Here is a 24,156-nt window from a genome sequence, read left to right on the forward strand (position 1 = left end):
TGCCCATCGAGGAACACCGTGAGAACCACATCCAGATCGCGCACACAAGCGTGGCGCCGCAGCGCGGCCATCGTTGCTTTCGCTGGCATCTTCATGGCCAGCGCGCCGGCCTGGGCCCGGCGCGAGGCTCCGTCTGAACCGGCATCGACGGCATCGACGACAGCCTCGATCGAGATCCGTCGCACCACCGACGGCATTCCCCACGTGCGCGCCGACAGCTGGCGCGGCCTGGGCATCGGCCACGGCTACGCGCAGGCAGAGGACGCGCTGTGCACGCTGGCCGACCAGTTCGTCACGTTCAGGGGAGAGCGTTCGCTGCGCTTCGGCGCCGACGACAAACCGCCGACGCGCTCGACCTTCGGCCAGCCGAAGAACATCGACCTCGATTTCTTCTTCAAGGCCTTCGCGGACGCCGATGCCGTCGAAGCGTTTCGTCGCGAACAGCCGGCCGAGCTGAACGAGCTCATCGCCGGCTACGCCGAGGGCTACAGCCGCTACGTGCGAACGCTCGCGACGCAAGCGCGGCGCGGCGGCAAGGCGCGCGCGCAGCACGCGTGCGCCGGGGCGCCCTGGGTCGGCGCCATCGGGCCCGACGACATCTATCGCCGCATGATCGCCGCCGGTCTTGCGGGCGGCTACGCGCGCTTCGTCTCCGAGATCGTCAATGCGAAGCCTGCTGCCACCGCCGCGGCGGCATCGCCCGCGCCGGCCGGCAAGCTTTCACTGCAATCGCGCCTGGACATTCCCGTGGGCGACGTGCGCGGCATCGGCAGCAACGTGCTGGCCTTCGGCCAGACGGCGGCCGGCGAGCGCGGCGGCAGCGTGCTGTTCGGCAACCCGCACTGGTACTGGGGCGGGCCGGACCGCTTCTACCAGGTGCACCTCACGCTGCCGGGCAAGCTCGATGTGGCGGGCGTTTCGTTCCTGGGCATTCCGCTGGTCATGATCGGCTTCAACAACGACGTGGCGTGGAGCCACACGGTGTCGTCCGCGCGGCGCTTCGGGCTGTTCCAGCTCGCGCTCGATGCGAAGGACCCCACGCGCTACATCGTCGATGGCGTCTCCGAGCCGATGCGCGGCGTGCCGCTGGCGGTGCAGGTGCGCCACGCCGACGGCACCACCGGCACCGTGCGCCGCACGCTCTACCGCACGCGCTTCGGTCCGGTGATCGACCTGGGCGCGCAGAACGAGGCGCTGGGCTGGGGCGCCGGCACCGCGCTCGCGATGCGCGATATCAATGCCGCAAACCATCGCATCTTCCGCAACTTCTTTCGCTGGGACCAGGCCAGGTCGCTCGACGATTTCATCGAGATCCAGCGGCAGGAAGCGGCGGTGCCCTGGGTCACCACCACCGCCATCGGCCGCGGCGACGGCCGCGCATGGTTCTCCGAAGTGGGCGCGGTGCCCAACGTGCCCGACGACCTGCGCGAGGCCTGCGCCACGCCGATGGCCAAGGCCTTCGCCGCCATCGACCCCGGCACGCCGTTTCTCGATGGCAGCCGCTCGGCCTGCGAGTGGAAGACCGACGCGGCCGCCGTGCAGCGCGGCGCGATGCCGGCGGCGCAGATGCCCGGCCTGCTGCGCGAGGACTACGTCGCCAACATGAACGGCAGCTACTGGCTGGCCAATCCGGCGCAGCCGCTGGCCGGCTTCGCGTCGATCCTCGGCGGCGAAGGCCAGCCGCTCACGCTGCGCGGGCGCGAAGGGCACCGCATCGCGGCCGAGCTGGCCGGCGCGGGCGCCGGTTCCGCGCAAAGCCTCGCGCAGCGCGTGATGCGAACGACGCTCGAGGGGCGCGCCTATTCGGCGGACCAGTACAAAAAGCCACTGCTCGACCGCGCCTGCGTGCCGGGCCGCGTCGAGTTCAAGCCCGATGCCCAGGCCAGGGCGCGGACGGTGGATGTGCGCCCGGCCTGCCAGGTGCTTCGCAACTGGCCGAACCGCGCCGACGCCGCGGACCGCGGCGCGCTGCTGTGGGACGCCTTCTGGACGCGCCTGCAGCAGATTCCGGAAGCCGAGCTGTACGCCAAGGCGTTCTCGGCCGATGCGCCGCTGCGCACGCCGGCCGACGTGAACGCCGCGGACCCGCGCGTCGCGCAGGCCCTTGCGGGCGCGGCCGACGACATGCGGCGCCGGGGCTGGGCGCTCGACGCGCCGCTGGGCAGCCAGCGCTTCGCGCGCAGCGGGGGCCGCGAGGTCGCCCTGTTCGGCGGCTGCGACACCGAGGGCTATTTCGCCGTGTCGTGCAGCGCGGACGGCGACTACAAGGGCGACTACACGATGGGCCCGACGTCGCACGGCAACAGCTACCTGCAGGTCGTCTGGTTCGACCGGCGCGGGGTGCACGCGCGCACGCTGCTGGCGCATGGCGAGACGGACACCGCCGTGGCCGGCGGCCGGGGCGCCGCGCCGGTCGCGCGCTATGCGAAGAAGGAGTGGCTGCGCTTTCCCTTCCGCGAGGAAGACATCGCGCGCGATCCGTCGCTGGTGCGCAAGACGCTTCGGCCCTGAAGGCCGGCCGCCGTCAGCCGCGCTTGGGAATGTTCAAGCCCGCCACGACCGCCGGCCGCGCGACGAACGCTTCGAGCACGCGCGCGACGTTCTTGAAATCCTTGAAGCCCACCAGGTCGCCCGCTTCGTAGAAGCCGATCAGGTTGCGGATCCACGGGAACGAGGCGATGTCGGCGATGGTGTAGTCGTCGCCCATGATCCACGCGCGGTTCGCCAGGTGCTTGTCGAGCACGCCGAGCAGGCGCCTGGATTCGGCCACGTAGCGGTCGCGCGGGCGCTTGTCTTCGTAGTCCTTGCCGGCGAACTTGTTGAAGAAGCCCAGCTGGCCGAACATCGGCCCGATGCCGCCCATCTGGAACATCACCCACTGGATGGTTTCGTAGCGGCCGGCGGCGTCCTGCGGCATGAACTTGCCGGTCTTCTCGGCGAGATAGACGAGGATCGCGCCCGACTCGAACAGCGCGAGCGGCTTGCCGCCGGGGCCGTCGGGATCGAGGATTGCCGGGATCTTGTTGTTCGGGTTGAGCGACAGGAACTCCGGCGACATCTGGTCCTGCGTCTCGAAGCTCACCAGGTGCGGCTCGTAGGCGAGGCCGGTTTCCTCCAGCATGATCGACACCTTCACGCCGTTGGGCGTGGGCAGCGAGTACAGCTGCAGGCGTTCAGGGTGCTGGGCGGGCCATTTCTTGGTGATGGGAAAGCTCGAGAGATCGGTCATGGGTGTTCCTGAAAAAGCGCAAGCGGGGGATTCTGCCCCCGCTGCGTTTCAGGTGCCCGGTGTCGGATGCTCTCAGGTGTCCTCAGGTGCCGTCAGATGCCCAGCCAGCGCATCGTGTCCGCCTCTGCATCGCCCGATGCGGGAACGAAGGCCGTGTAGTTCGCCGCGGCGAGCGCGCGCTTGCCGGCGTCGCTCTGGCTGAGCCCGATCAGCGTCTCGCGCACCGTGGCCGCGACGGCGGCATCGGTCTTGGTGGACAGGAGCCACTGCTTGACGGGCACGGCGCGCGATTCCGCGCAGACCTTGCCGCCGCCATCGGTCCAGGTCTTGACCACGCCCGCCGACGCGGTGGCGCCGTAGGCGGCAAAGCCGTTGGTCACGTAGAAGGGCACGGCGTCCTGGAAGCGCGTGTTGGTCACCTTGACCGCCGACTCCGCCACGCCGTGCTCGCGCAGCATCGCGCGCGTGATCACCGAGGTGATCGAATCCACGTCGGGCAGCACCAGGCTCTTGCCCGCCACGTCCTTCCAGTTGGAGATGGGCTGCTGCTTGCACAGGAACGAGACCTTGTAGTCGGTGAAGCCCGCGGTCCAGGCCACCGCCTTGTAGTTGCCCGACTTGATGCCCTCCAGCGCCACGTGCGCGGGGTGGATGAAGACCAGGTCGACTTCCTTCTTCTTCATGGCCTCGCGCGCGCTGTTGTACGAGATCAGCACCTTCACCGTCACCGGCTGCTTGAGCGCCTTGCTCAGGGCCTCGGCAATGAGCTCGAAGCGCGGCGCGATCTGCGCCTCGGTGACCTGGTAGCTCACGCCTTCGGTCACGCCGATCACCAGCGCATGGGCCGAGGCACCGGCCGTGACGAGGAGCGCCGCCAGAGCGCGCGCGGCCGTGCGAAGCGACGGGGAAAGAGTGCGGAGTGGCATCGAGAGCTTTCTTTCGGATTGTGGCCAGATTGTTACAACATGTTTGTTCCGATCATAGACAGCCGAAAGGGTGGCGGCCTCACGGGTTAGTACTAAGGGCAACAGTTTTGCGGCAAACGCGCAACGCCCGCAGCTATCTCGTTCGGAGATACGCAGGTCTTCAATCCATATGAATCTTGCGCGTTAACCCGCTGCGGCGAGGCCGGGTGGCGCCGCGACCATCGTCTGCACAACGAAAGCGAGACACCACACCCATGAGCACTCCCGCAATGACACAGCCCTACGAGGGCCGCTTCGACAGCACCTCCGACGCGGTCTACCGCAAGGTCAGCTGGCGCCTGATTCCGCTGCTGTTTCTCTGCTACATCGTGGCCTACCTGGACCGCGTGAACGTCGGCTTCGCCAAGCTGCAGATGCAGGGCGACCTGCAGTTCAGCGAGGCGGTGTATGGCCTGGGTGCCGGCATCTTCTTCGTCGGCTACTTTCTCTTCGAGGTGCCGAGCAACGTGGTGCTGCACCGCGTGGGCGCGCGCCGCTGGATCGCGCGGATCATGGTCACCTGGGGCCTCCTGTCGGCAGCCACGATGTTCGTGAGCTCGCCGATGTCGTTCTACGTGATCCGCTTCTTGCTCGGCGCGGCCGAGGCGGGCTTCTTCCCCGGCATCATCCTGTACCTCACCTACTGGTACCCGGCCGCGCGGCGCGGCAAGGCGACCTCGCTCTTCCTCGCGGCGATTCCGTTCGCGGGCATCCTGGGCGGGCCGATCTCGGGCTGGATATTGCAGGGCATGAGCGGCGTGCACGGCTGGGCCGGATGGCAGTGGCTCTTCCTGCTGCAGGGCCTGCCGACCGTGGCGCTCGGCGTGGTCGTGTGGCGCTACCTGGACGACCGCGTGAAGGACGCGCAATGGCTCACGCCGGCCGAGCGCGAGCTCATCGCCCGCGACATCGCGGCCGAAGACGCGGGCAAGCCGGAAGCGAAGATCCTCACCGTGCTCGCCAACCCGCGCGTCTGGCTCTTGGCGCTGGTGTACTTCTCGTTCGTCTCGGGGCTCTACGGCATCTCGTTCTGGCTGCCGAGCATCATCAAGGCGATCGGCGTGAAGGGTGCGCTGGACATCGGCCTGGTGAGCGCCATCCCCTGGGCCTTCGGCGTCGTGGCGATGTACCTGGTGGCGCGCAGCGCCGACCGGCGCCTGGAGTACCGCTGGCACAGCGCCATCGCGGCCGTGGTCGGCGCCGTCGGGCTGGTGCTGAGCGTGGCCTTCCACGGCAACGCGGTGTATGCGATGGCCGGGCTCACGCTTGCCACGATGGGCATCATGGCGACGCTGCCGATCTTCTGGGGCATGCCCACTGCGTTCCTCGGCGGCGCGGCGGCCGCGGCGGGCATCGCCTTCATCAATTCGTTCGGCAACCTCTCGGGCTTCAGCGCGCCTTTCATGATCGGCCTGATCAAGGACGCGACGCAGAGCACCGACGCGGGCCTGCACATGCTGGCCGCGCTGCTCGTCATCGGCGCGGTGCTCGTGCTTTTCGTCAAGCCGCCAGCCGCTTCGTCCCTCAAGCGCTGAGGCGTTCCCCCGCACCGCGGCATTCGCCCGCGGTGCTTCTCCAGAGTTCAGGAAAGAAGACCCCATGGATGCGGTTGTGAGTTCCCCTGCGCGCGCGAAACGCCGCACTCCCTCGAGCGAGTTGCTCGCGCTGCTGCAGCGCCGCTTCGGCGAGCGCTGCTCGACCAGCCAGGCCGTTCTGCTGCAGCACGGCACCGACGAATCGGCGTACCTCCCGCAGCCGCCCGACGCGGTCGTCTTCGTGCAGAGCACCGACGAAGTGGCCTTCGTCGTCAGGGCCTGTGCGCGGGAGCGCGTGCCGGTCATCGGCTTCGGCGTGGGCTCGTCGGTCGAAGGGCACCTGCTCGCGGTGGAGGGCGGCGTGTGCGTCGACTTCTCCCAGATGAACAAGGTGCTGGCCATCCGCCCCGGCGATCTCACGGCCACGGTGGAGGCGGGCGTGACGCGCGGGCAGCTGAACGCGGCGCTGCTGGAGACCGGCTTCTTCTTCTCCGTCGATCCGGGGGCGGACGCCTCCATCGGCGGCATGGTCGCGACGGCGGCCTCGGGCACGAACACCGTGCGCTACGGCACGATGCGCGACAACCTCGTGAGCCTCACGGTGGTCACCGCGAACGGCGACGTGGTGCGCACCGCATCGCAGGCGCGCAAGAGCTCGGCGGGCTACAACCTCACGCAGCTGTACTGCGGCTCCGAAGGCACGCTGGGGCTCATCACCGAAGTGACCGTGCGGCTGCATCCGCACCCCGAGGCCTATGCGGCGGCAGTGGTGCATTTCCCGACGGTGGCGGCCGCGGTCGATTGCGTGATCGAGTCGATCCAGATGGGCGTGCCACTCGCGCGTGCCGAGATGCTGGACGCGCTCACCATCCGCGCCGTCAACGCGCACAGCCGCACCGCGCTCGCAGAGAACCCCACGCTGTTCCTCGAATTCGGCGCGAGCAAGACGCAGATCGACGAGCAGTCGGACATCGTGCGCGAGATCGCGGCCAATCACGGCGGCGGCGAGTTCCAGTGGGCCCATCTGCAGGAGGAGCGATCGCGCCTCTGGACGCCGCGCCATCACGCCTACTTCGCGTGCCTGCAGTTGAAGGCCGGCAGCCGCAGCCTCACCACCGATGCCTGCGTGCCGCTCTCGGCGCTCGCGCAGTGCGTGGAAGAAACGCAGGCCGACATCGCCGAGCATGGCCTGCTCGCGCCCGTGTTCGGCCATGTGGGCGACGGCAATTTCCATTGCCTCGTGCTGGTCGATCCGAACGACGCGGCCGAGAACGAAGCCGCCGAAGACTTCAGCCACCGGCTCGTGCAGCGCGCGCTGCGCCACGGCGGCACATCGACCGGCGAGCACGGCGTGGGCCTTCACAAGATGCAGTACCTCGTCGAGGAACACGGCGTGCACACCGTGGGGCTGATGCGCGCCATCAAACAGGCGCTGGACCCGCACGACATCTTCAACCCCGGAAAGATCATCGGCCCGGCCGAGGCTGTCCACACCCACCAGGAGACATGAAAAATGAACACCAGGCACACGCTCACCGCGATCGCGGTCGTCATGTTTGCGGCCGGTTGCGGCGGAGGCGGGGCCAACGGGGGCTTCTCGCCGCTGCTGCCTCCGGCCGCTCCTCCCGGTCCTCCCGCGCCGCCACCCGCTGCACCGCCGCCGCCAGCCATGTCCCTCGCCGAGAAATGCCCCACGCTCAAGGGGCAGACGCTGGCCGGCGGCGCCGTCGCCATCGACGATGCGAAGCTCGTCGCCGCATCGGCGCCGCAGCCCGAGTACTGCGTGGTGACCGCGAGCTTCAAGGGCTCCGCGCTGCGCTTCGAGGCGCGCCTTCCCACCGCGGATTGGAACGGCAAGCTCGCCTTCATCGGCGGCGGCGGCTTCGATGGCCAGATGCCCACGGCCACCGCCGCGCAGTTCAGCGAATCGATCTTCACCGAGCGCTACGCGACCGTCGGCACCAACGGCGGCTACGACTATCCCGGCGCGACTGATCTGAACTACTTCAAGGGCGAGTTCGCGCTCGACGATGCCAAGCTGCTCGACTTCACCCAGCAGTCCGAGCACCGCGCGCTGCCGCCGGGCAAGGAGGTGATCGCGCAGTTCTTCGGCACCGCGCCCACGCGCAGCTACTTCGAAGGCTGCTCGATGGGCGGGCACGACGCGATGATGCAGGCCCAGCGCTTTCCCGATGACTTCGACGGCATCGTGGCGCGCGCGCCGGCCGGCAACATCATGGGCCTGTTCATGCAGTTCAACCGCATCGCCAAGCAGGTGCGCGTGCCCGCCAATACGCTGAATCCGGCCAAGCAGACGCTGCTGGCCAACGCGGTGCTCGCGCAGTGCGATGGGCTCGACGGCGTGGCGGACGGCATCATCTCCAAGCCCGCGGCGTGCACGTTCGATGCGACGGCGCTGCGCTGCGCGGCGGGTGCGGACACGGGCGACAGTTGCCTGTCGGATGCGCAGATCGCCACCGTCAACACCATCACTTCGCCGGTCGCGACGTCGGATGGCGCGTGGTCGCACACGGGCTACAACTTCGGCGCGGAGAACTCGCCCAAGGGCTGGGGCGAGTACATCTGGCCGCAGGCGGCGTTCGGCGGCGCGTCGGTGCAGGGGCTCTTCTCCGACGGCTTCGTGCGCTCGTTCATCACGCGCGATGCGGCCTTCGATACGAGCACCTGGAACCCCGACCGGTGGCTCGCGCGCATGGGCGTCATCGGCGGCCTGTTCAGCGCGGCCGACCCGGACCTGAATCGGCTCCATGCGCGCGGCGCGAAGCTGATCATGTGGAACGGCACCAACGACACCTCGGTGAGCGCGCGCGACAACGCGCATTACTACGAGCAGGTGGTGAGCACCCTGGGCGCGCAGAAGGCGGACGAGACGGTCGAGCTCTTCCTCGCGCCCGGCGTGGGCCATTGCTTCGGCGGCGCGGGGCCCGACAAGGTCGACCTGCTCAAGGCGATGTCCACCTGGGTGGAGCAGGGCGTGCCCGCCTCGGCGCAGAAGCTGGTGCACCGCAAGGTCGATGCGGCGGGCGCCACCACGATGGCGCGCCCGATGTGCAAGTACCCCGCGTACCCGCGCTACAAGGGCGCGGGCGACGTGAACGATGCGGCGAGCTTCGATTGCGTGAATTGAAGGGGCGCACGGAAAAACCGTCACCCTAGAATGACCGGCCGCCCCTGCACCCCCGCAGCGTGCGGCCGGAGACACGCCGATGGAGTTGCGCCAGTTCAAGTATTTCGTCGCCATCGTGGATTGCGGCAGTCTCTCGCGCGCGGCCCAGCAGCTCTTCGTGGCGCAGTCGGCGCTCAGCAAGCAGATGGCCGAGCTCGAAGGCGAGCTGGGCACCCAGCTGCTGCTGCGCAGCCGCAACGGCGTGGCGGTGACCGAGGCGGGCAAGGTCTTCTACGAATACGCGCAGGGCATCACCAAGCAGGTGGGCGATGCGAAGGCCGCGGTGCATGTGGCGGCCGATTCGGTGGTGGGCTCGGTGGTGGCGGCGCTGCCGCAGAGCGTGTCGCCGATGATCGCGCTGCCGCTGATGCGCGCGGCCGCCAGGCGCTACCCCGACGTGGTGTTTCACCTGAACGAAGAGCTCACCGGCAACATGGCCGACCAGCTGCTGCGCGGCCGCGTCGACGTGGCGATCTTCTCGCCCACCATGCCCGCCGAAGACATCGCCTTCACGCCGCTCGTCGAAGAGGATTTCGTCTTTCTCGAATCGCCGCAGGACCCGCGCGCCTTGCCGCCGGGCGACGTGAGCATCGCGCAGGCCACGGCGCGTCCGCTGGTGTGGCCCGCCAATGCGCATGGCCACTGCACGCGCTGGCTGGTGGATGCGGTGCTCGAGGCGGCGGGCCAGCCGGCGGCGCGCGTTGCCGCGGAAATCAACTCGGTCTACACGCTCAAGGCCGCGGTGGAAGCGGGGCTCGGCGCGACCATCATGCCGCTCGGCCTCGCGCAGCGCGAGGTGCGCGAAGACCGCTTGCGGGCGCACCGCATCGATTCGCCCGCGATGTTCCGAACCCTGGGGCTGTGCGTGTCGGTGCACCTGCCGACGACCAATGCGAAGCGTGCGATCTGCACGTTGATCAGCGACGTGATCCGCGACCTGTGCACCAGCGGCCAATGGGAAGGCACGCGGCTGGCGGCACCGGCCGGCAAGCCGAAGCGGGCCTAGCCGCCCGCGGGGTCAGGCCTTGCGCTTGCGCGCAATGGCCTTGGCGGCAGGAACAGGTGCCGGTGCGGTGGCGGCGAACAGCCGCGAGATGGAGTGCCGCACCGCCGCCTGCATTTCCTCGATGGCCTTCGCATCGCCCGACAGGTGCTTGAGCAGCGCCTGCTGGAAGAGGCCGTCGAAGAGCGCGTAGGTGGCCGAAGGCGGCAGCCCGGGCTGTTCGCCCGAGAGCTCGGCGAAGCGACTCATGATGCGCCAGATCATGTCTTCCAGGCTCTTGTCGATGTGCACCACGTCGTCGTGAAAGGCCTTCTCGAAGAGGGCCTGCGAGCGCAGGTCGTACCAGAGACGGTGCACGTGGCCTTCGTCGCGCAGCGTGTCGCCCAGGCTCTGCAGGAAACCTTCCATCAGCTCGTCGTAGCTGGTGGCGCTGTCCACCGCATGGTCGTAGCGCGTGACGCAGCGCGCCTTGTACTGCTTGACGCTGCAGATGATCAGGTCGACCTTGTCGCTGAAGTAGTAGTGCAGCACGCCGTGCGAGAACTCGGAGTTCTGCGCAATCTCGCGAAGGCTCGTGCGTGCATAGCCGAGCGTGGCCAGGGTCGTGAGGGCCGCTTCGCCGAGTTCGGCGCGCCGCTCGGCGAACTTGTCCACCCGTGTCTTGGGTACGCGCGCGGCGTGTTTCTTTACCCGTTCATGTGACGTCATTTCGAGCCCGGCCGCATGGCATGCCGGCCGCCGTGTTTCCTGATGATTGCAAACCATAGCACGCATGCGGGAGAAGGCCCACATCCTGTGACATGCATGCCATTTTATGAAATCTTGACAGTTGTCAAAAGAAAACTTGACACCCGTCAAGTCGATTTCTAGGATGCCCCTTCCATCTCAACAACATATCGACAGGAGACAAGTGATGGCCAAGTTCGACTTGAAAGGGCGCAAGGCCCTGGTGACGGGTGGCGCGCGCGGCATTGGCGCGAGCATTGCCGAAGCGCTCGTGCAGGCAGGCGCCTCGGTGATGATCGGCGACGTGCTCGCCGACGTGGGGCGCGGCACGGCGCAGCGGCTTTCCGCCTCGGGCGCCAAGGTGGGTTTCGTTCCACTCGACGTGACCAAGGACGGCGACTGGGCCGCCGCCGCGGAGACCACGGTGAAGGAGCTGGGCGGCTTCGACATCCTCGTGAACAACGCCGGCATCGAGATCACCTCGCTGGTGATCGACGTGGACGGCGACGACCTGCGCCGCATGCTCGACGTGAACGTGGCCGGCACGCTCTTGGGCATGAAGCACGCGTTTCGCGCGATGCGCCCCGGCGGCAGCGCGGGCAACGGCGGTGCGGTGGTGAACATCGCATCGGTCGCGGCCACCATCGCGTTCCCCGCGATCGCCGGTTATTCCGCCACCAAGTCCGCCGTCGACCGCGCCACGCGCGTGGCCGCGATGGAGTCCGGAAAGCTGGGCTACGGCGTGCGCGTGAACTGCATCTATCCGGGCCTCGTGCCCACCGACATGGGCATGAAGCTCGCGAGCGACATCGTGGCCGCGGGCCTGGCCCCCAGCGTCGAGGCCGCGGTCGGCGACGTGATCGGCCAGACGCCGCTCGGGCGCCTCGGTGAAGTCGGCGACATGGCCGACGTGGTGGTCTTCCTCTGCTCCGACGCTGCCCGGTTCATCACCGGCGCGGGCCTCGCGGTGGATGGCGGCATGGGCATGTGATCAAGCAAAAAAAGGAGAGACAACCATGAGCAGCAGCAGCAAGAAGAAACCCGTCGTCGTCTACGGCGCCTCCGGCTACACCGGGCGCCTCGTGTGCGAGTACCTGCGCGAGTACAACATCCCCTTCGTCGCGGCGGGCCGCAGCAAGGAGAAGCTGGACGCGGCGATGAAGTCCCACGTGCCCGGCATCGAGACCGCGAACTACGAGGTGGTGGAGGTGGCGCATTCGGTCGGCGCGCTCACCGAGCTCTTCACTGGCGCCTCGGTGGTGCTCAACACAGTGGGGCCGTTCGCCAAGTTCGGGCCCGAGGTGGTCGAGGCGTGTCTCGCGGCCGGATGCCACTACACCGACACCACGGGCGAGCAGGACTGGCTCATCACGCTCGAGGAGAAATTCGGCGCCAAGTTCGCCGACGCGGGCCTCCTTCTTTCGCCCGGCCTTGCGCACATGTACACCACCGGCGAGATCGCCGCGCAGCTGTGCCTGGAGACGCCCGGCCTCGACACGCTGGACATCGCCGTGTTCTGGGGCGGCAGCCCGACCATCGCGTCCACGCAGACCATCCTCGTGAACGCCGCCACCTCCAAGGCCTACTACCTGGAGCAGAACGAATACGCGGAGTGGCAGCCCGACGCGGGCCTCTACCACCTGTCGATTCCGGGCCAGCACGAGGCGGCGCTGGCGCTGCCCTGGGGCGGCACCTCGCACCCGGTGTGGTTCAAGCGCGATCCGCGCGTGGCCAACGTGAAGGTGCTCGGCGGCGTCTTCAACAAGGCGCTGATGCAGGGCGTGCCGCAGATCGTGGCCGCCGCGCTCAAGGCCACCGAGGGCATGAACGAGGAGGACCGCTACGCGGCCCTCGCGCAGACGGCCGCGGGCGTCATGAACACCATGCCGCCGCGCGAGAATCCGCGCATCAACAAGTCCGTCGATTCGGTGCATGCATCGGGGCCGCTCGGGCGTGTGCACTGCGTGATCTTCGGCAACTGCAACTACAAGCAGACCGGCTTGCTGCAGGCCTATGCGGCGGCCTCGCTGCTGCAGCAGGCGCCGCGCCGCGCGGGCTTCGCCTCGGGCTGCCAGGCCTTCGGGCATCGCGAGCTGCTGGGTGCGCTGCGCGGCTTCGGGCTGGTGCAGGAGCCCATGCTCACGCGGATGGGTTGAGCGCGATGCGCCTCGTCGACTACCTGGACAAGGGCGCCCAGTTGGGCGCCGACGCGCCGTGCCTGTGCATGGGAGACACCCGGCTGTCGTACGGCGACGTGCAGCGCCTGAGCCACCGCGTGGCCCGCGCGCTGCAGCGCAGCGGCGTCGCGCCGGGCAGCAAGGTGGCGGTGCTCTCCAGCAACGACCCGGTCGCCTTCGCCTGCGTGTTCGGCGTGTCGCGCGCCGCGGCCGTGTGGTGTCCGATCAACCCGCGCAACGAGGCGGCCGAAAACCGCTTCGTGCTCGATGCCTTTGACTGCAGCTGCCTCATCTTCCACAGCAACTACGCGCCGCTGGTCGAGCAGATGCGCGCCGACCTGCCCAAGGTGAAGACGCTGGTGTGCCTGGACCAGGCGATGCCGTATGCGCCGTCGCTCGATCAATGGCTCGCCGGCACGGACCACACGGACCACACGGACCACACGGAAGACAAGCCGATCGACGTGCCCGTGATCGACGACATCGCGATGATCGCCGGCACCGGCGGCACCACCGGACAGCCCAAGGGCGTGATGCTCTCGGGCCGCAACCTGGAGACCATGTCGGCGCTCACGCTGATGGGCTATCCGTTCGACGGGCGGCCCGCGTACCTCGCGCTCGCGCCGCTCACGCATGCGGCCGGCGTGCTGTGCCTGCCGGTGATGGCGCTCGGCGGGCAGGTGGTCATCATGCCCAAGCCCGATCTCGCCGAATTCCTCGTGCTGATCGAGCGCCACCGCATCACCCACACCTTCCTGCCGCCCACGCTGATCTACATGCTGCTGCAGCATCCGCAGCTCGCCGCGACGAAGCGCGATTCGCTGCAGTGCTTCTGGTATGGCGCGGCGCCCATGTCGGCCGCGCGGCTCGAAGAAGCGCTCGAGAAGATCGGCCCCGTCATGGCGCAGCTTTTCGGCCAGACCGAGGCGCCGATGATGATTTCGATGATGTCGCCGAAGGAGCATTTCAACGCCGATGGTTCGGTCGCGCGGCAACGCCTTTCTTCGGCAGGCCGGCCCGGCCCGCTGGTGCAGGTCGGCGTGATGAACGGCGACGGCGCATTGCTGCCGACCGGCGAAAGCGGCGAGATCGTCGTGCGCGGCTCGCTCGTGATGGCGGGCTACTACAAGGACGCCAAGGCCACGGAAGAGGCCTCCCGCTTCGGCTGGCACCACACGGGCGACATCGGCTACCTGGATGCCGACGGCTTTCTCTACATCGTCGACCGCGCCAAGGACATGATCATCTCGGGCGGCTTCAACGTCTATTCCGCCGAAGTCGAGCAGGTGCTGATGCAGCACCCCGACGTGCAGGACAGCGCCGTCGTCGGCCTGCCCGACGAGAAGTGGGGCGAGCGCGTGGTGGCGGTGCTGCAGCTGCATGCCGGGCGCGCGGTGGATGCGGAAGACATCAAGGCCTTCGTCAAGGCGCGCATCGGGAGCGTGAAGGCGCCCAAGCAGGTCGAGGTGTGGGCCGACCTGCCGCGCTCCAAGGTGGGCAAGGTGCTCAAGAAGGAAGTGCGCGCCTCGCTGATCGCGGCGGCGCCCTGACGCCTTGAGCCTGGCCCGCGCGCGCTTTCTCCAATGAAAGCCGCGCGAGGCGAAATCCTACCGATGCTTCCGAAGCCCGCCCACGGGTTTGGGATGGGGGGCTCGTAGCCTTTGCGCTTTGCAGCAAAGGAAGCACGCATGGCCCACCGCAAAGTCGCCGACCTCGTCATCGAAACCCTGCAGCAGGCCGGCGTCAAACGCTGCTACGGCATCGTCGGGGACACGCTGAACCACGTCACCGACGCGATCCGCCGCAGCGACATCGAATGGGTGCATGTGCGCCACGAAGAGGCGGCCGCTTTCGCCGCGGGCGCGGAGTCGTACCTCACGGGCGAGCTCTCGGCCTGCGCCGGCTCGTGCGGGCCGGGCGGGCTGCACTTCATCAACGGCGTTTTCGAGGCCAACCGCAACCGCGCGCCGATGGTGCTGATCGCCAGCCAGATCGTGACGGCCGAACTGGGCATGGAGTTTCCGCAGGAGGTCGATTTCAAGTCGCTGTATGCCGGCTGCAGCGTGTTCTGCGAGCAGGTGCAGTCGGCCGAACAGGCGCAGCGCGTCGTGGCGCTCGCGGCGCAGGCGGCGCTCTCCCGGCGCGGCGTGGCGGTGGTCATTCTGCCGAGCGACATCGCGCAGACGGAGGTGAAAGAAGGCCTGACTTTCGCCGTGCACCGCACCGCGCCGGTGATACGGCCCAACGACGGCGAGCTCGCGCAGCTGGCCGCCTTGCTCGGCAAGGGCAAGAAGATCGCGATCTACGCCGGCCACGGCTGCGAAGGCGCGCACGAGATGCTGCTCGCGCTCGGCCAGTGCCTGAAGGCGCCGATCGCCCACACCTCGCGCGCCAAGGATTTCGTGGAGCACGACAACCCGTTCAACATGGGCATGACCGGCATCTTCGGCGTGGAGTCGGGCTACCGCGCGCTGCAGGAATGCGACACGCTGCTCCTGCTCGGCGCGGACTTCGCCTGGAGCCAGTTCTATCCGGCCAAGGCGACCATCCTGCAGATCGACACCGACGGCAGCCACCTCGGGCGGCGCCATCCGGTCGCGCTCGGGCTGGTGGGCGACATCGCGCCCACCGTCGAGGCGCTGATCCCGCTGCTCGAAGAGCGCAGCGACCGCAGCTTTCTGGACGAGTGCCTGCGCCATCGCCAGGAGGCGGTCGAAACGCTGCGGCGCGACGAGCGGCCGGGCAAGGAGGGGTTGATCCATCCGCAGCACCTCACGCGCGTCATCGACGAGCTGGCGGCCGACGATGCCATCTTCACCGCCGATGGCGGCAGCCCGATGGTGTGGTCGCTGCGGCACCTGAGCATGAACGGCCGGCGCCGCACGCTCGTGAGCCTGCTGCACGGCACGATGGCCAACGCGATGCCGCAGGCGCTGGGCGCGCAGAAGGCGTATCCCGGGCGGCAGGTGATCTCGCTCTCGGGCGATGGGGGCCTGGCGATGCTGCTGGGCGACCTGATGACCGCGGTGCAGGAGAAGCTTCCGATCAAGGTCGTGGTCTACAACAACGCGAGCCTCAATTTCGTGGAGCTCGAGCAGAAGGTCGAAGGCCTGCTGGACAACTACACGGATTTGCTGAACCCCGACTTCGCGCGGCTGGCCGAAGTGATCGGCTTCTACGGCCAGAAGGTGGAGCGCGCCGAACATTTGCCCGACGCGGTGCGCGCCTTCCTCTCGCACCCGGGCCCTGCGTTGCTGGACGTGACGGTCAACCGCACGGAGCTGGTGATGCCGCCGAAGGTGGAGTTCAGCCAGGTCGCGGGCACGATGCTGTATTCCGCGAAGGCGGTGCTGAGCGGGCGGTCGTCCGACGTGGTGGACCTCCTCAAGGACAACTTCACGCAATGAGCACCGCGACGCGGTAGCGCACAACAGAAAGCCCGCCGAAGCGGGCTGCCTGCGATCGCACGTTCACACGCGGGTCAGAAGCGCGCCTTGAGAAAGGCCGATGGCCCTTGCAGCCGCACCTTCAGCCGCGAGTCGGCGGAATCGCTGTCGCGGGTGAGGTCGATGTTGGTCACGCCATACGAGACCACCACGCCCACGTTCTTCACCGGGAACCACTCGACGCCGGCCGAGGCGTTGTAGATGTTGCCGTGGAAGCGGCCGCTGCTCTTCCACACGCCCGAGGCGTCGGCGAACAGGCGCAGGTCGGGCGTGATGGCGTGGCGCACACCGATCTCCAGCAGCGGCGCGATGGCGTTGTCGCTCGAACTCTGGTTCAGCGTGCCGACCTGGCCGTTCACCGAGACCAGCGCGCTCGCGCCCAGCGTCGCGCGGTAGTAGGCGGCACCGGCGCCCAGGCCGAACACGGTGTTGCCCGAACCGAGCCACCACTTGTAGGAGAGCTTGGCGAAATCCAGCTTGGTGTTGAAGTTCGCGTTGCCGATGGCGCTCAGCGTGCCGAACGGGCCGAGCGAGGTGTTGTTGCTGAACTGGCCGTCGTAGTCGCGCTTGTACTGGTAGTAGTCGAACGAAATGCCCTGGCTGTCACCGAGCAGAAGGTCGGCGGTGATGCGCGGCATCGTCACCCGGCCGGGCTTGATGTCGCCCGAGGCGAGCGAGCCGTAGGGCGTGGCCACGGAGGCGTTGAATTTCGGATCGGCGCTGAAGGCCCCCACCGAGAAACTGAACCGGTCCAGCGCCGGCGAGGGATCGGCCAGCGCCGGTGCGGTGGCGAAGAGAAAGCCGGAACCGACGAGCGCGCCGAGGGCGCCGAATCTGACCGTCCAGTCGAACGGGCGGGTGCGAAGCGACAGCATGAGAATCCTTAGAAAAGAATGAGGGCCCCGGGCACATCGCGTGGCGCAGCGGTCTTTCGCTGCGCGTGGTGCCTCGCGGCCAGACTCCCTTGAACCAGCCGTACCTTAGGGAGGGCGAGCGGCGCTTCGAATGCGTCGAATGCGGGTCTTCTTGTAGGAATTTCTTGATGGCCGAGGCTGGGGCTGGGGCCGGCGCTACAGTGCCGCATGCGCAAACACCTCTCCACGACCACCGGCCCGCAGCGTCTTCTCTATGGCACGGTGGTCGGTGTCGCGGTGGCGCTCGCGCCGTGGCCCGTCGGCGGCATGGCGCGCGGGCTGGCCGGGTGGTGCGCCGGGGTGCTGGTCTACCAGGTGCTCACCTGGTGGCTGATCGAGACCTTCGATGCGCGCCGCACGCGCGAGCGCGCGCAGTCGCTGGACCAGCCCAACCTGATGATCCTGGTGTCGATGCTGGTGGTGGTGGCCGTGAGCGTGATCGCCATCGCGATGCTGCTGCAGCAGGTGAAACAGCTGACCGGCTGGGAGCGCGCCGGCCACGTCGTGCTCGGCGTGATCGCGCTGGTCGGCTCGTGGCTGATGATGCACACGATCTACGCCTTTCACTACGCGCACCGCTACTACATCGACCAGAAGGGCGGCTCGCCCGACGGCGGCCTCGACTTCCCGGGCAAGGACGATCCGGACTACTTCGACTTTCTCTACTACTCGTACGTGATCGGCATGACCTCGCAGGTGTCCGATGTGCAGGCCACCTCGCGCGAGATGCGGCGCATCACGCTGATCCACAGCGTGCTGGCCTTTGCGTTCAACATGCTGGTCCTCGCGCTTTCCGTCAACGTGGTGGCTGGCGCCATCTAGGCGCCGTCGTCAGGCAACTTTGGGCTTCGGTCCCAGCCGGACGATGCCCGTCGAGAGCGCCACGCCGCACACGATCACCACCGCGGAAATCAACATCCACTGCGTGATGTTCTCGCCGAGAAATACCGCGCCGTAGAAGAGCGCGAACACCGGCACCAGGAAGGTCACGGTCAATGCGCGTGCCGGGCCGGCGCGTTCGATCAACCGGAAGAACAGGATGTACGCCACGCCCGTGCAGGCGATGCCCAGCGCCAGCAGCGCGAGCCACGCGCGCAGGCTCGGCATCTGCGCGGGCCAGAGCCAGATGGCGGGCAGCGCGAGGAAGAGCGTGGCGCCCAGCTGGCTGCCCGTGGCGGTGGCCAGCGGCGGCACGCCAACCAGGTAGCGGCGCGTGGCGCTGGCCGAGATGCCGTAGCAGAGGCATGCGCCAAGGCAGGCGACGACCGCCCACAGCGCCGCGTTGCTGCTCGCGCCGGCGTGCAGGCCCGCGCTGCGGCTCGCGAGCATCGCGACACCCGCAAAGCCGATCACGAGGCCGACGATGCGCGAGCCGCTCGGACGCTCGCGGAACCAGGCCCATGCCACCAGCGCGCCGAACATCGGCACGGTGGCATTCAAGACGGCGGCGAGGCCCGAGTTGATGGTCAAGAGCGCGAAGCAGAAGAGCGCGAACGGCATCCCCGAATTGAAGACGCCGACGCCGAAGGTGGCCTTCCAATGCGCCGCGATGGCCGGCCCCTGGCCGCGCAGCAGCGCGATCGGCAGCAGGAACAGCGCGGCGATGGCCACCCGCACCGCCGCCGTCGGCAACGCGCCGAACTCGGCCGCGCCGATGCGCATGAAAAGAAAGGACGCTCCCCAGAGCGCCCCGAGCAGTACGAGGTCGATGAGCCAGGGTTTGGCGGTGCTGGTGGCGATGTTGTTTTGCGTTGTGGTGCTCATGCGTCTCTCGGTTTTTATCTCGCGCCTTCCAACTCCAGGAGCGCGGTCTTGCGGTCAAGCCCGCCAGCGTAACCGGTCAGCGAACCGTTCGAGCCGAGCACGCGGTGGCAGGGCACGATCACGCTGATCGGATTGCGCCCCACGGCCGCGCCCACCGCGCGCACCGCGGCCGGGTTGCCCACGTGCGCGCTGAGCGCGCCGTAGGTCATCGTCTTGCCCGCGGGAATGCCGAGCAGCGCATGCCACACGCTCTGCTGGAACGCGGTGCCGTGCGAGAGGTCCAGCGGCATGTCGAAGTCGCCGCGCTTGCCGGCGAAGTAATCGCGCAGCTGCGCGCCGGCCTCGACGAGCGCGGGGTGGTCGTCCTTCGCGATCCAGCCGGTGGTGTCGGGCCAGTGGCGCTGCTGGTCGAACCAGACGCCGGCCAGGCCCTGGTCGGTGGCCGCCATGGTGATGCCGCCCAGCGGCGTGTCGATGTGCGAGGTGTAGATGGTCTTGCTCTTGAACTTCATGACATTTCAGGCGGTGAGGCCTGCCGTGGTGATGTTGGAAGAATCCGCCGGCGCTTCTGCGACGGCCGTGGGGGAAGAGGGCGCGTGCCATGCACGAAGCACCGCGTAGCTGCGCCAGGGGCGCCACGCCTGCGAGGCTTCGCCGGCCGCGCGCGCGGTGGTCACGCCCAGCGCCTTCTGCAGCGCGATGTCGCCTGCGGGAAACGCATCGGGCCACCGCAGCGCGCGCATCGCGATGTACTGCGCGGTCCAGGCGCCGATGCCGGGGAGCTCCTGCAGCGCGGCGATGGTCGAGGGCACGTCGGCGCCCGCATGCAGCGCCAGCTTGCCGGCCGCGACTTCGCGGGCGATGGCCTGCAGCGCGGCCTGCCGCTGACGCACGATGCCCAGTTGGCCGAGCGCATCGCCGCTGGCCGCGGCAATGGCCGCCGGCGTGGGAAACAACCGGTCCAGGCCGTCGATGGGCGTGGCGATCGGTTCGCCGAAGGCCTCGACCAGCCGCGAGCCCAGCGTGCGCGCCGCGGCCACCGTGATCTGCTGGCCCAGCACCGCGCGCACCGCGAGCTCGAAGCCGTCGACCGTGCCCGGCACGCGAAGACCGTCGCCGTGCGGAAAGGCGTCATGCAGCGCGGCGTTGATGGCCATCGGTTCGGCATCGAGATCGAGCATGGCGCGGGCGCGGCTGATCACGATCGGCAGCACCGCGGCGAGCGAATCGCTCACCGACAGCAGCATCTGCTCGCGTTCGATGTCGAAGCGCAGCTGCAGCCATCCGGCGTGCGCCTGTGCGCCTTGCTGCACGCGCAGCGTGCGGGCCAGGCGCACGTATGTCGGGGTCTGACCTTTGGCGGGCGCCTTGCCGTCGGCCGTGGTCGCCACTTCGACGCCCCGCAGGGCGCGGCGCGCGAAGAAGCCGAGCATCGCGTTCACGTCGTAGGGCGGGCGAAAGCCCAGGCGCACTTCGATCGCCTTCGCTTCTCGGCCTGGGGTGCCGCCCTGGGCGCCGCCCGCGCGCCGCAGCGCGCTCGGGTTCAGGCCGTAGTGCTCCACGAAGGCCGCATTGAAGCGCCGCACGCTCGCAAAGCCGCTGGCCAGCGCCACCTGCGTCATCGGCAGGCGCGTGTCGGCGATCAGCTGCTTGGCGGCCAGCAGGCGCCGCGTCTGCAGGTACTGGAGCGGAGAGACGCCGAACTGCGCCTCGAAGATGCGCCGCAGGTGCCGGTCGCTCACGCCCAGGCGCGCCGCGACCTGCGCGGCGCCGGGGCCGCTGTCATCGCCGTGGACCCATGCATCGGGCTCGTCGATCAGCCGCGCGGCCTGCAGCGCGAGGATGCGCGAGGCGTCTTCGGTGGACCAGCTCGCTGCGCGCGGCGCCAGCTCGGGCCGGCAGCGCAGGCACGGGCGAAAGCCCTCGGCCTCGGCCTGCGCCGCGTGCACGAAGAAGCGGCAGTTCTCGCGCCGCGGCAGCTTCACGCGGCACACCGGCCGGCAGTAGATGCCGGTGGAGGTCACGGCGGTGAAGAACGATCCGTCGAAGCGCGCATCGTGCGTCTTCATTGCCAGGTAGCAGGCGTCGCTCTCGAGCGCTTCAGAGGGGGCGTGGGTGGAAGGCATGGGCAAATGATACGGTTTCGCCTCGTTTCAACTGGCCGTTTTCGGACATGTGGGCAGGCGGGGCGTTGCCTACAATGCCCCGTTCCGAAAACCAACAGGGAAACGCCTTTCATGCAGCTCAGCGCGTCGATCTTCAAGGCCTATGACATCCGCGGCGTCGTGCCCGTCACCCTCGATGCCGAGGTGGCAGAAGCGCTCGGCCGCGCGTTCGGCAGCGCCGCCCGCGCCGCCGGCGAAAAGACGGTGGCCGTGGGGCGCGATGGCCGCCTGTCGGGCCCCGCGCTGTCCGAGGCGCTCGTCAAGGGCCTGGTGGCCACCGGCGTCGAGGTGATCGACGTGGGCGCGGTCACCACGCCGATGCTCTATTTCGCGGCCCACACGCTGTGCACCAGCGGCATCCAAGTCACCGGCAGCCACAACCCCAAGGACTACAACGGTTTCAAGATGGTGCTGGCCGGCCGCGCGATCTACGGCGACGAGATCCAGGGCCTGCGCAAGACCATGGAAGACGGCACCGCGAAGCTCGCTGCCGGCGGCAGCGTGCGCAAGGTCGATGTGACCGACGCGTATGTCAAGCGCATCGCGGGCGACATCAAGCTGGCGCGCCCGATGAAGATCGTGGTCGATTCGGGCAACGGCATCGCGGGCGCCACGGCTCCCGCCATCTTCCGCGCCATCGGCTGCGAGGTGGTCGAGCTCTTCAGCGAGGTCGATGGCGATTTTCCGAACCACCACCCCGACCCCAGCAAGCTGGAGAACCTCAAGGACCTGATGGCCGAACTGGCCAAGGGTGAGGCTGAGCTGGGCCTGGCCTTCGACGGCGACGGCGACCGCCTGGGCATCGTCACCAAGGACGGCCAGAACATCTTTCCCGATCGCCAGATGCAGCTGTTCGCCGAGGACGTGCTCTCGCGCGTGCCGGGCGGCACCATCGTCTACGACGTGAAGTGCTCGCAGCGCCTGGCGCCGGCCATCGAGGCGGCGGGCGGCAAGCCGATGATCTACAAGACCGGCCACTCGCTCATCAAGGCGAAGATGAAGGAAATCGATTCGCCGCTGGGCGGCGAGATGAGCGGCCACATCTTCTTCAAGGAGCGCTGGTTCGGCTTCGACGACGGCACCTATGCCGGCTGCCGCCTGCTCGAGATCTTGAGCAAGAGCCCGGACGCGAGCGACGTGCTCAACGCGCTGCCCACCAGCTTCTCCACGCCCGAGTTGAACGTGGCCTGCGCCGAAGGCGAGCCGCATGCGGTGGTCGACACGCTCGTCAAGAGCGCGACCTTCGCCGCGCCCGCCAAGGTCTCGACCATCGACGGCCTGCGCGTGGACTGGCCCGATGGCTTCGGGCTGATCCGCGCTTCCAACACCACCCCCGTGCTGGTGCTGCGCTTCGAAGGCCAGACCGACGCGGCGCTGCATCGCATCGAAGCCGAGATGCTCGCGCTGCTGCGCACGGTCAAGCCCGACGCCAAGCTGGCCGAAGCTTCCCACTGACACCTGTGCGTTCCCTGCTGCTGCGCCTGTACGGCGCCTTCACCACCGTCGTGCAACCGCTGGTGCGCCGCAAGCTGCGGCGCCGCGCGGAGGCCGAGCCGGGCTATGCCGTGGCCGTCGAGGAGCGCTTCGGCCACTACGACGAATCCATCACCGGCGAGGCCCAGTGCTGGGTGCACGCCGTGTCGCTCGGCGAGACGCGCGCGGCTGCGATCCTCATCGCCGAACTGCGGCGGCAGTACCCGGGCATTCCGATCCTCCTCACGCACGGCACCGCGACCGGCCGCGAGGAGGGCGCCAAGCTGCTGGAGCCCGGCGACACGCAGGTCTGGCAGCCGTGGGACACGCCCGGCGCCGTCTCGCGCTTCCTGGACCGCTTCAAGCCGCGCATCGGCGTGCTGATGGAAACCGAGGTCTGGCCCGTGATGGCCGCCGCCTGCGCCGAGCGCCGCATTCCGCTGGTGCTGGCCAATGCGCGGCTCAACGAGAAATCGCTGGGCGCGGCCGAGCGCCTGGGCTGGCTCGCGCGGCCCGCGTACTCGGCCCTCACGGCCGTGTGGGCGCAGACCGAGGCCGACGCGCACCGGCTGGTGTCGCTCGGCGCCAAGGTGGCCGGCGTCTACGGGAACCTCAAGTTCGACGCGACGCCCGACGCGCGGCAGCTCACCGCCGCGACCTCGCTGCGCGAGCGCCTGCCCAAGCCCATGGTCGTGCTCGCGAGCTCGCGCGACGGCGAGGAGCGGCTGCTGCTCGAGGTGCTCAAGCGCTTCGGCGCGACCTCGCCCGTGCCGCCCGAGCAGGGCGCGATCCGCTCGATCGCCAAGCGCGTGCACGACGTGCAATGGATGATCGTGCCGCGCCATCCGCAGCGCTTCGACGAAGTGGCCGCGCTGATCGAGTTGCAAGGCTTCGCGGTCGCGCGCCGCAGCGCCGCGGGCCAGCCGACGGACGCGGAGATCTGGCTGGGCGATTCGCTCGGCGAAATGGCCCTGTACTACGGCTTGGCCGACGTGGCGCTGCTGGGCGGCAGCTTCGAGCCGCTGGGCGGGCAGAACCTCATCGAGCCGGCCGCGTGCGGCTGCCCGGTCGTGATGGGCCCGTCGACCTTCAACTTCGCCGAGGCCGCGCAGCTGTCGCTGGCGGCGGGCGCCTCGCTGCGCGTCGAAGGCATGGAGCAGGCGGTGACGGCGGCGCTCAAGCTGGTCGAGAACCCCGAGCGGCGTGCGGCGATGGCGCAGGCTGCGCTGGCGTTTTCTTCGTCGAACCGCGGGGCGGCCGAACGCACGGCGGCTGCCGTGCTGGCCATTGCGCAGGCTGCGGAGCCGGTGGCAGTGGAGGAAGGCGTGCCGCTGGAAGAGACCAGGGCGGAGCCGACGCTGGACTGAGCTCCCCGGCGTTATTTCACGGATCGGCCCGGTAGTTGAAAGCCGGTGCCGCCGGACCCCGGGCCGGGTGACGATTGTTCTCAGTGTTGGCAGAGCGGTCCCCGCAAACTGCATCGACCTATTTCCTTGTCATGGAAGCCGTCGATGCCCTGCATGTTCTCGCTCCGATCTCCCGCGTTTCCTTTCTCCTTTCCCTTTCTTTCCC

The 24,156-nt window shown here is 68.6% G+C and carries 19 protein-coding genes; 12 read left to right on the forward strand and 7 right to left on the reverse strand.

The genetic code is table 11. The features are described 5' to 3' along the window. The first annotated feature begins 18 nt into the window (after positions 1-18). On the forward strand, positions 19-2,511 hold the full coding sequence (locus ACZYRS_RS11315) for a penicillin acylase family protein (RefSeq protein ID WP_463419338.1): 2,493 nt from the start codon (positions 19-21) through the stop codon (positions 2,509-2,511). Between the two features lie 13 nt (positions 2,512-2,524). On the opposite strand, the gene ACZYRS_RS11320 is transcribed toward ACZYRS_RS11315, so the two are convergent. Beyond that, positions 2,525-3,229, reverse strand: coding sequence for a glutathione S-transferase N-terminal domain-containing protein (locus tag ACZYRS_RS11320; protein WP_463419339.1), 705 nt, complete (start codon positions 3,227-3,229; stop codon positions 2,525-2,527). Positions 3,230-3,321: 92 nt separating this feature from the next. Further along, a complete protein-coding gene (locus tag ACZYRS_RS11325; protein WP_463419340.1) occupies positions 3,322-4,155 on the reverse strand; it encodes a phosphate/phosphite/phosphonate ABC transporter substrate-binding protein in 834 nt (277 codons plus the stop codon). A 254-nt stretch (positions 4,156-4,409) separates the two neighbouring features. On the opposite strand from ACZYRS_RS11325, the gene ACZYRS_RS11330 reads away from it, so the two are divergent. The 4 genes from ACZYRS_RS11330 to ACZYRS_RS11345 all read left to right on the forward strand — a co-directional run bounded on the left by ACZYRS_RS11330 (position 4,410) and on the right by ACZYRS_RS11345 (position 9,922). Next, a complete protein-coding gene (locus ACZYRS_RS11330; RefSeq protein ID WP_463419341.1) occupies positions 4,410-5,729 on the forward strand; it encodes an MFS transporter in 1,320 nt (439 codons plus the stop codon). Positions 5,730-5,793: 64 nt separating this feature from the next. Next, a complete protein-coding gene (locus ACZYRS_RS11335) occupies positions 5,794-7,239 on the forward strand; it encodes an FAD-binding oxidoreductase (protein WP_463419342.1) in 1,446 nt (481 codons plus the stop codon). A gap of 3 nt (positions 7,240-7,242) precedes the next feature. Then, entirely contained in the window at positions 7,243-8,877 is a 1,635-nt protein-coding gene (locus ACZYRS_RS11340) for a tannase/feruloyl esterase family alpha/beta hydrolase (protein WP_463419343.1), read from the forward strand. Positions 8,878-8,956: 79 nt separating this feature from the next. Continuing rightward, positions 8,957-9,922, forward strand: coding sequence for a LysR substrate-binding domain-containing protein (locus ACZYRS_RS11345; RefSeq protein ID WP_198789102.1), 966 nt, complete (start codon positions 8,957-8,959; stop codon positions 9,920-9,922). A 12-nt stretch (positions 9,923-9,934) separates the two neighbouring features. On the opposite strand, the gene ACZYRS_RS11350 is transcribed toward ACZYRS_RS11345, so the two are convergent. After that, complete coding sequence (locus ACZYRS_RS11350) at positions 9,935-10,573, reverse strand: TetR/AcrR family transcriptional regulator (RefSeq protein WP_463419344.1); 639 nt, start codon at positions 10,571-10,573, stop codon at positions 9,935-9,937. Positions 10,574-10,832: 259 nt separating this feature from the next. Here ACZYRS_RS11350 and ACZYRS_RS11355 point away from each other — a divergent pair, with 259 nt between their 5' ends. The 4 genes from ACZYRS_RS11355 (at position 10,833) to ACZYRS_RS11370 (ending at position 16,229) form a co-directional block, all read left to right on the forward strand. Beyond that, positions 10,833-11,636 carry an SDR family NAD(P)-dependent oxidoreductase gene (locus tag ACZYRS_RS11355; protein ID WP_198789106.1) on the forward strand — a complete coding sequence of 268 codons (804 nt, stop codon included), beginning with the start codon at positions 10,833-10,835 and terminating at the stop codon, positions 11,634-11,636. 25 nt (positions 11,637-11,661) lie between these two features. Further along, positions 11,662-12,801 carry a DUF5938 domain-containing protein gene (locus ACZYRS_RS11360; RefSeq protein WP_463419345.1) on the forward strand — a complete coding sequence of 380 codons (1,140 nt, stop codon included), beginning with the start codon at positions 11,662-11,664 and terminating at the stop codon, positions 12,799-12,801. Positions 12,802-12,806: 5 nt separating this feature from the next. Beyond that, positions 12,807-14,372 carry an AMP-binding protein gene (locus tag ACZYRS_RS11365; RefSeq protein WP_463419346.1) on the forward strand — a complete coding sequence of 522 codons (1,566 nt, stop codon included), beginning with the start codon at positions 12,807-12,809 and terminating at the stop codon, positions 14,370-14,372. A gap of 138 nt (positions 14,373-14,510) precedes the next feature. Next, positions 14,511-16,229 carry a thiamine pyrophosphate-dependent enzyme gene (locus ACZYRS_RS11370; protein WP_463419347.1) on the forward strand — a complete coding sequence of 573 codons (1,719 nt, stop codon included), beginning with the start codon at positions 14,511-14,513 and terminating at the stop codon, positions 16,227-16,229. Between the two features lie 74 nt (positions 16,230-16,303). Here ACZYRS_RS11370 and ACZYRS_RS11375 read toward each other — a convergent pair whose 3' ends face one another. Then, a complete protein-coding gene (locus ACZYRS_RS11375) occupies positions 16,304-17,143 on the reverse strand; it encodes a hypothetical protein (protein ID WP_198789114.1) in 840 nt (279 codons plus the stop codon). 207 nt (positions 17,144-17,350) lie between these two features. On the opposite strand from ACZYRS_RS11375, the gene ACZYRS_RS11380 reads away from it, so the two are divergent. Beyond that, positions 17,351-18,004 carry a DUF1345 domain-containing protein gene (locus ACZYRS_RS11380; RefSeq protein ID WP_198789116.1) on the forward strand — a complete coding sequence of 218 codons (654 nt, stop codon included), beginning with the start codon at positions 17,351-17,353 and terminating at the stop codon, positions 18,002-18,004. Between the two features lie 9 nt (positions 18,005-18,013). On the opposite strand, the gene ACZYRS_RS11385 is transcribed toward ACZYRS_RS11380, so the two are convergent. From ACZYRS_RS11385 to ACZYRS_RS11395, 3 genes are read right to left on the reverse strand one after another with little or no spacing between them, the layout of a single operon-like run. Further along, a complete protein-coding gene (locus tag ACZYRS_RS11385; RefSeq protein ID WP_463419348.1) occupies positions 18,014-18,946 on the reverse strand; it encodes a DMT family transporter in 933 nt (310 codons plus the stop codon). A 14-nt stretch (positions 18,947-18,960) separates the two neighbouring features. Then, positions 18,961-19,458 carry a methylated-DNA--[protein]-cysteine S-methyltransferase gene (locus ACZYRS_RS11390; RefSeq protein WP_463419349.1) on the reverse strand — a complete coding sequence of 166 codons (498 nt, stop codon included), beginning with the start codon at positions 19,456-19,458 and terminating at the stop codon, positions 18,961-18,963. A 6-nt stretch (positions 19,459-19,464) separates the two neighbouring features. Next, on the reverse strand, positions 19,465-21,072 hold the full coding sequence (locus tag ACZYRS_RS11395) for a DNA-3-methyladenine glycosylase 2 family protein (protein ID WP_463419350.1): 1,608 nt from the start codon (positions 21,070-21,072) through the stop codon (positions 19,465-19,467). 111 nt (positions 21,073-21,183) lie between these two features. Between ACZYRS_RS11395 and ACZYRS_RS11400 the strand changes: the two genes are divergently transcribed. Continuing rightward, complete coding sequence (locus ACZYRS_RS11400) at positions 21,184-22,566, forward strand: phosphomannomutase/phosphoglucomutase (RefSeq protein ID WP_463419351.1); 1,383 nt, start codon at positions 21,184-21,186, stop codon at positions 22,564-22,566. A gap of 5 nt (positions 22,567-22,571) precedes the next feature. Then, positions 22,572-23,951 (forward strand): 3-deoxy-D-manno-octulosonic acid transferase, encoded by a 1,380-nt coding sequence (locus ACZYRS_RS11405; protein ID WP_463419352.1) that lies wholly within the window; start codon positions 22,572-22,574, stop codon positions 23,949-23,951. The last annotated feature ends 205 nt before the right edge of the window (positions 23,952-24,156 follow it).

This window comes from Variovorax sp. AC194 (assembly GCF_979257995.1).

Excerpts from the sequence above, each read along its gene's own strand:
- ACZYRS_RS11375 (WP_198789114.1), bottom strand. The coding sequence starts at position 17,143 with ATGCTGTCGCTTCGCACCCGCCCGTTCGACTGGACGGTCAGATTCGGC.
- ACZYRS_RS11390 (WP_463419349.1), bottom strand. The coding sequence starts at position 19,458 with ATGAAGTTCAAGAGCAAGACCATCTACACCTCGCACATCGACACGCCG.
- ACZYRS_RS11340 (WP_463419343.1), top strand. The coding sequence starts at position 7,243 with ATGAACACCAGGCACACGCTCACCGCGATCGCGGTCGTCATGTTTGCG.
- ACZYRS_RS11360 (WP_463419345.1), top strand. The coding sequence starts at position 11,662 with ATGAGCAGCAGCAGCAAGAAGAAACCCGTCGTCGTCTACGGCGCCTCC.
- ACZYRS_RS11380 (WP_198789116.1), top strand. The coding sequence starts at position 17,351 with ATGCGCAAACACCTCTCCACGACCACCGGCCCGCAGCGTCTTCTCTAT.
- ACZYRS_RS11320 (WP_463419339.1), bottom strand. The coding sequence starts at position 3,229 with ATGACCGATCTCTCGAGCTTTCCCATCACCAAGAAATGGCCCGCCCAG.
- ACZYRS_RS11365 (WP_463419346.1), top strand. The coding sequence starts at position 12,807 with ATGCGCCTCGTCGACTACCTGGACAAGGGCGCCCAGTTGGGCGCCGAC.
- ACZYRS_RS11395 (WP_463419350.1), bottom strand. The coding sequence starts at position 21,072 with ATGCCTTCCACCCACGCCCCCTCTGAAGCGCTCGAGAGCGACGCCTGC.
- ACZYRS_RS11335 (WP_463419342.1), top strand. The coding sequence starts at position 5,794 with ATGGATGCGGTTGTGAGTTCCCCTGCGCGCGCGAAACGCCGCACTCCC.
- ACZYRS_RS11345 (WP_198789102.1), top strand. The coding sequence starts at position 8,957 with ATGGAGTTGCGCCAGTTCAAGTATTTCGTCGCCATCGTGGATTGCGGC.
- ACZYRS_RS11355 (WP_198789106.1), top strand. The coding sequence starts at position 10,833 with ATGGCCAAGTTCGACTTGAAAGGGCGCAAGGCCCTGGTGACGGGTGGC.
- ACZYRS_RS11385 (WP_463419348.1), bottom strand. The coding sequence starts at position 18,946 with ATGAGCACCACAACGCAAAACAACATCGCCACCAGCACCGCCAAACCC.
- ACZYRS_RS11325 (WP_463419340.1), bottom strand. The coding sequence starts at position 4,155 with ATGCCACTCCGCACTCTTTCCCCGTCGCTTCGCACGGCCGCGCGCGCT.
- ACZYRS_RS11400 (WP_463419351.1), top strand. The coding sequence starts at position 21,184 with ATGCAGCTCAGCGCGTCGATCTTCAAGGCCTATGACATCCGCGGCGTC.
- ACZYRS_RS11330 (WP_463419341.1), top strand. The coding sequence starts at position 4,410 with ATGAGCACTCCCGCAATGACACAGCCCTACGAGGGCCGCTTCGACAGC.
- ACZYRS_RS11370 (WP_463419347.1), top strand. The coding sequence starts at position 14,511 with ATGGCCCACCGCAAAGTCGCCGACCTCGTCATCGAAACCCTGCAGCAG.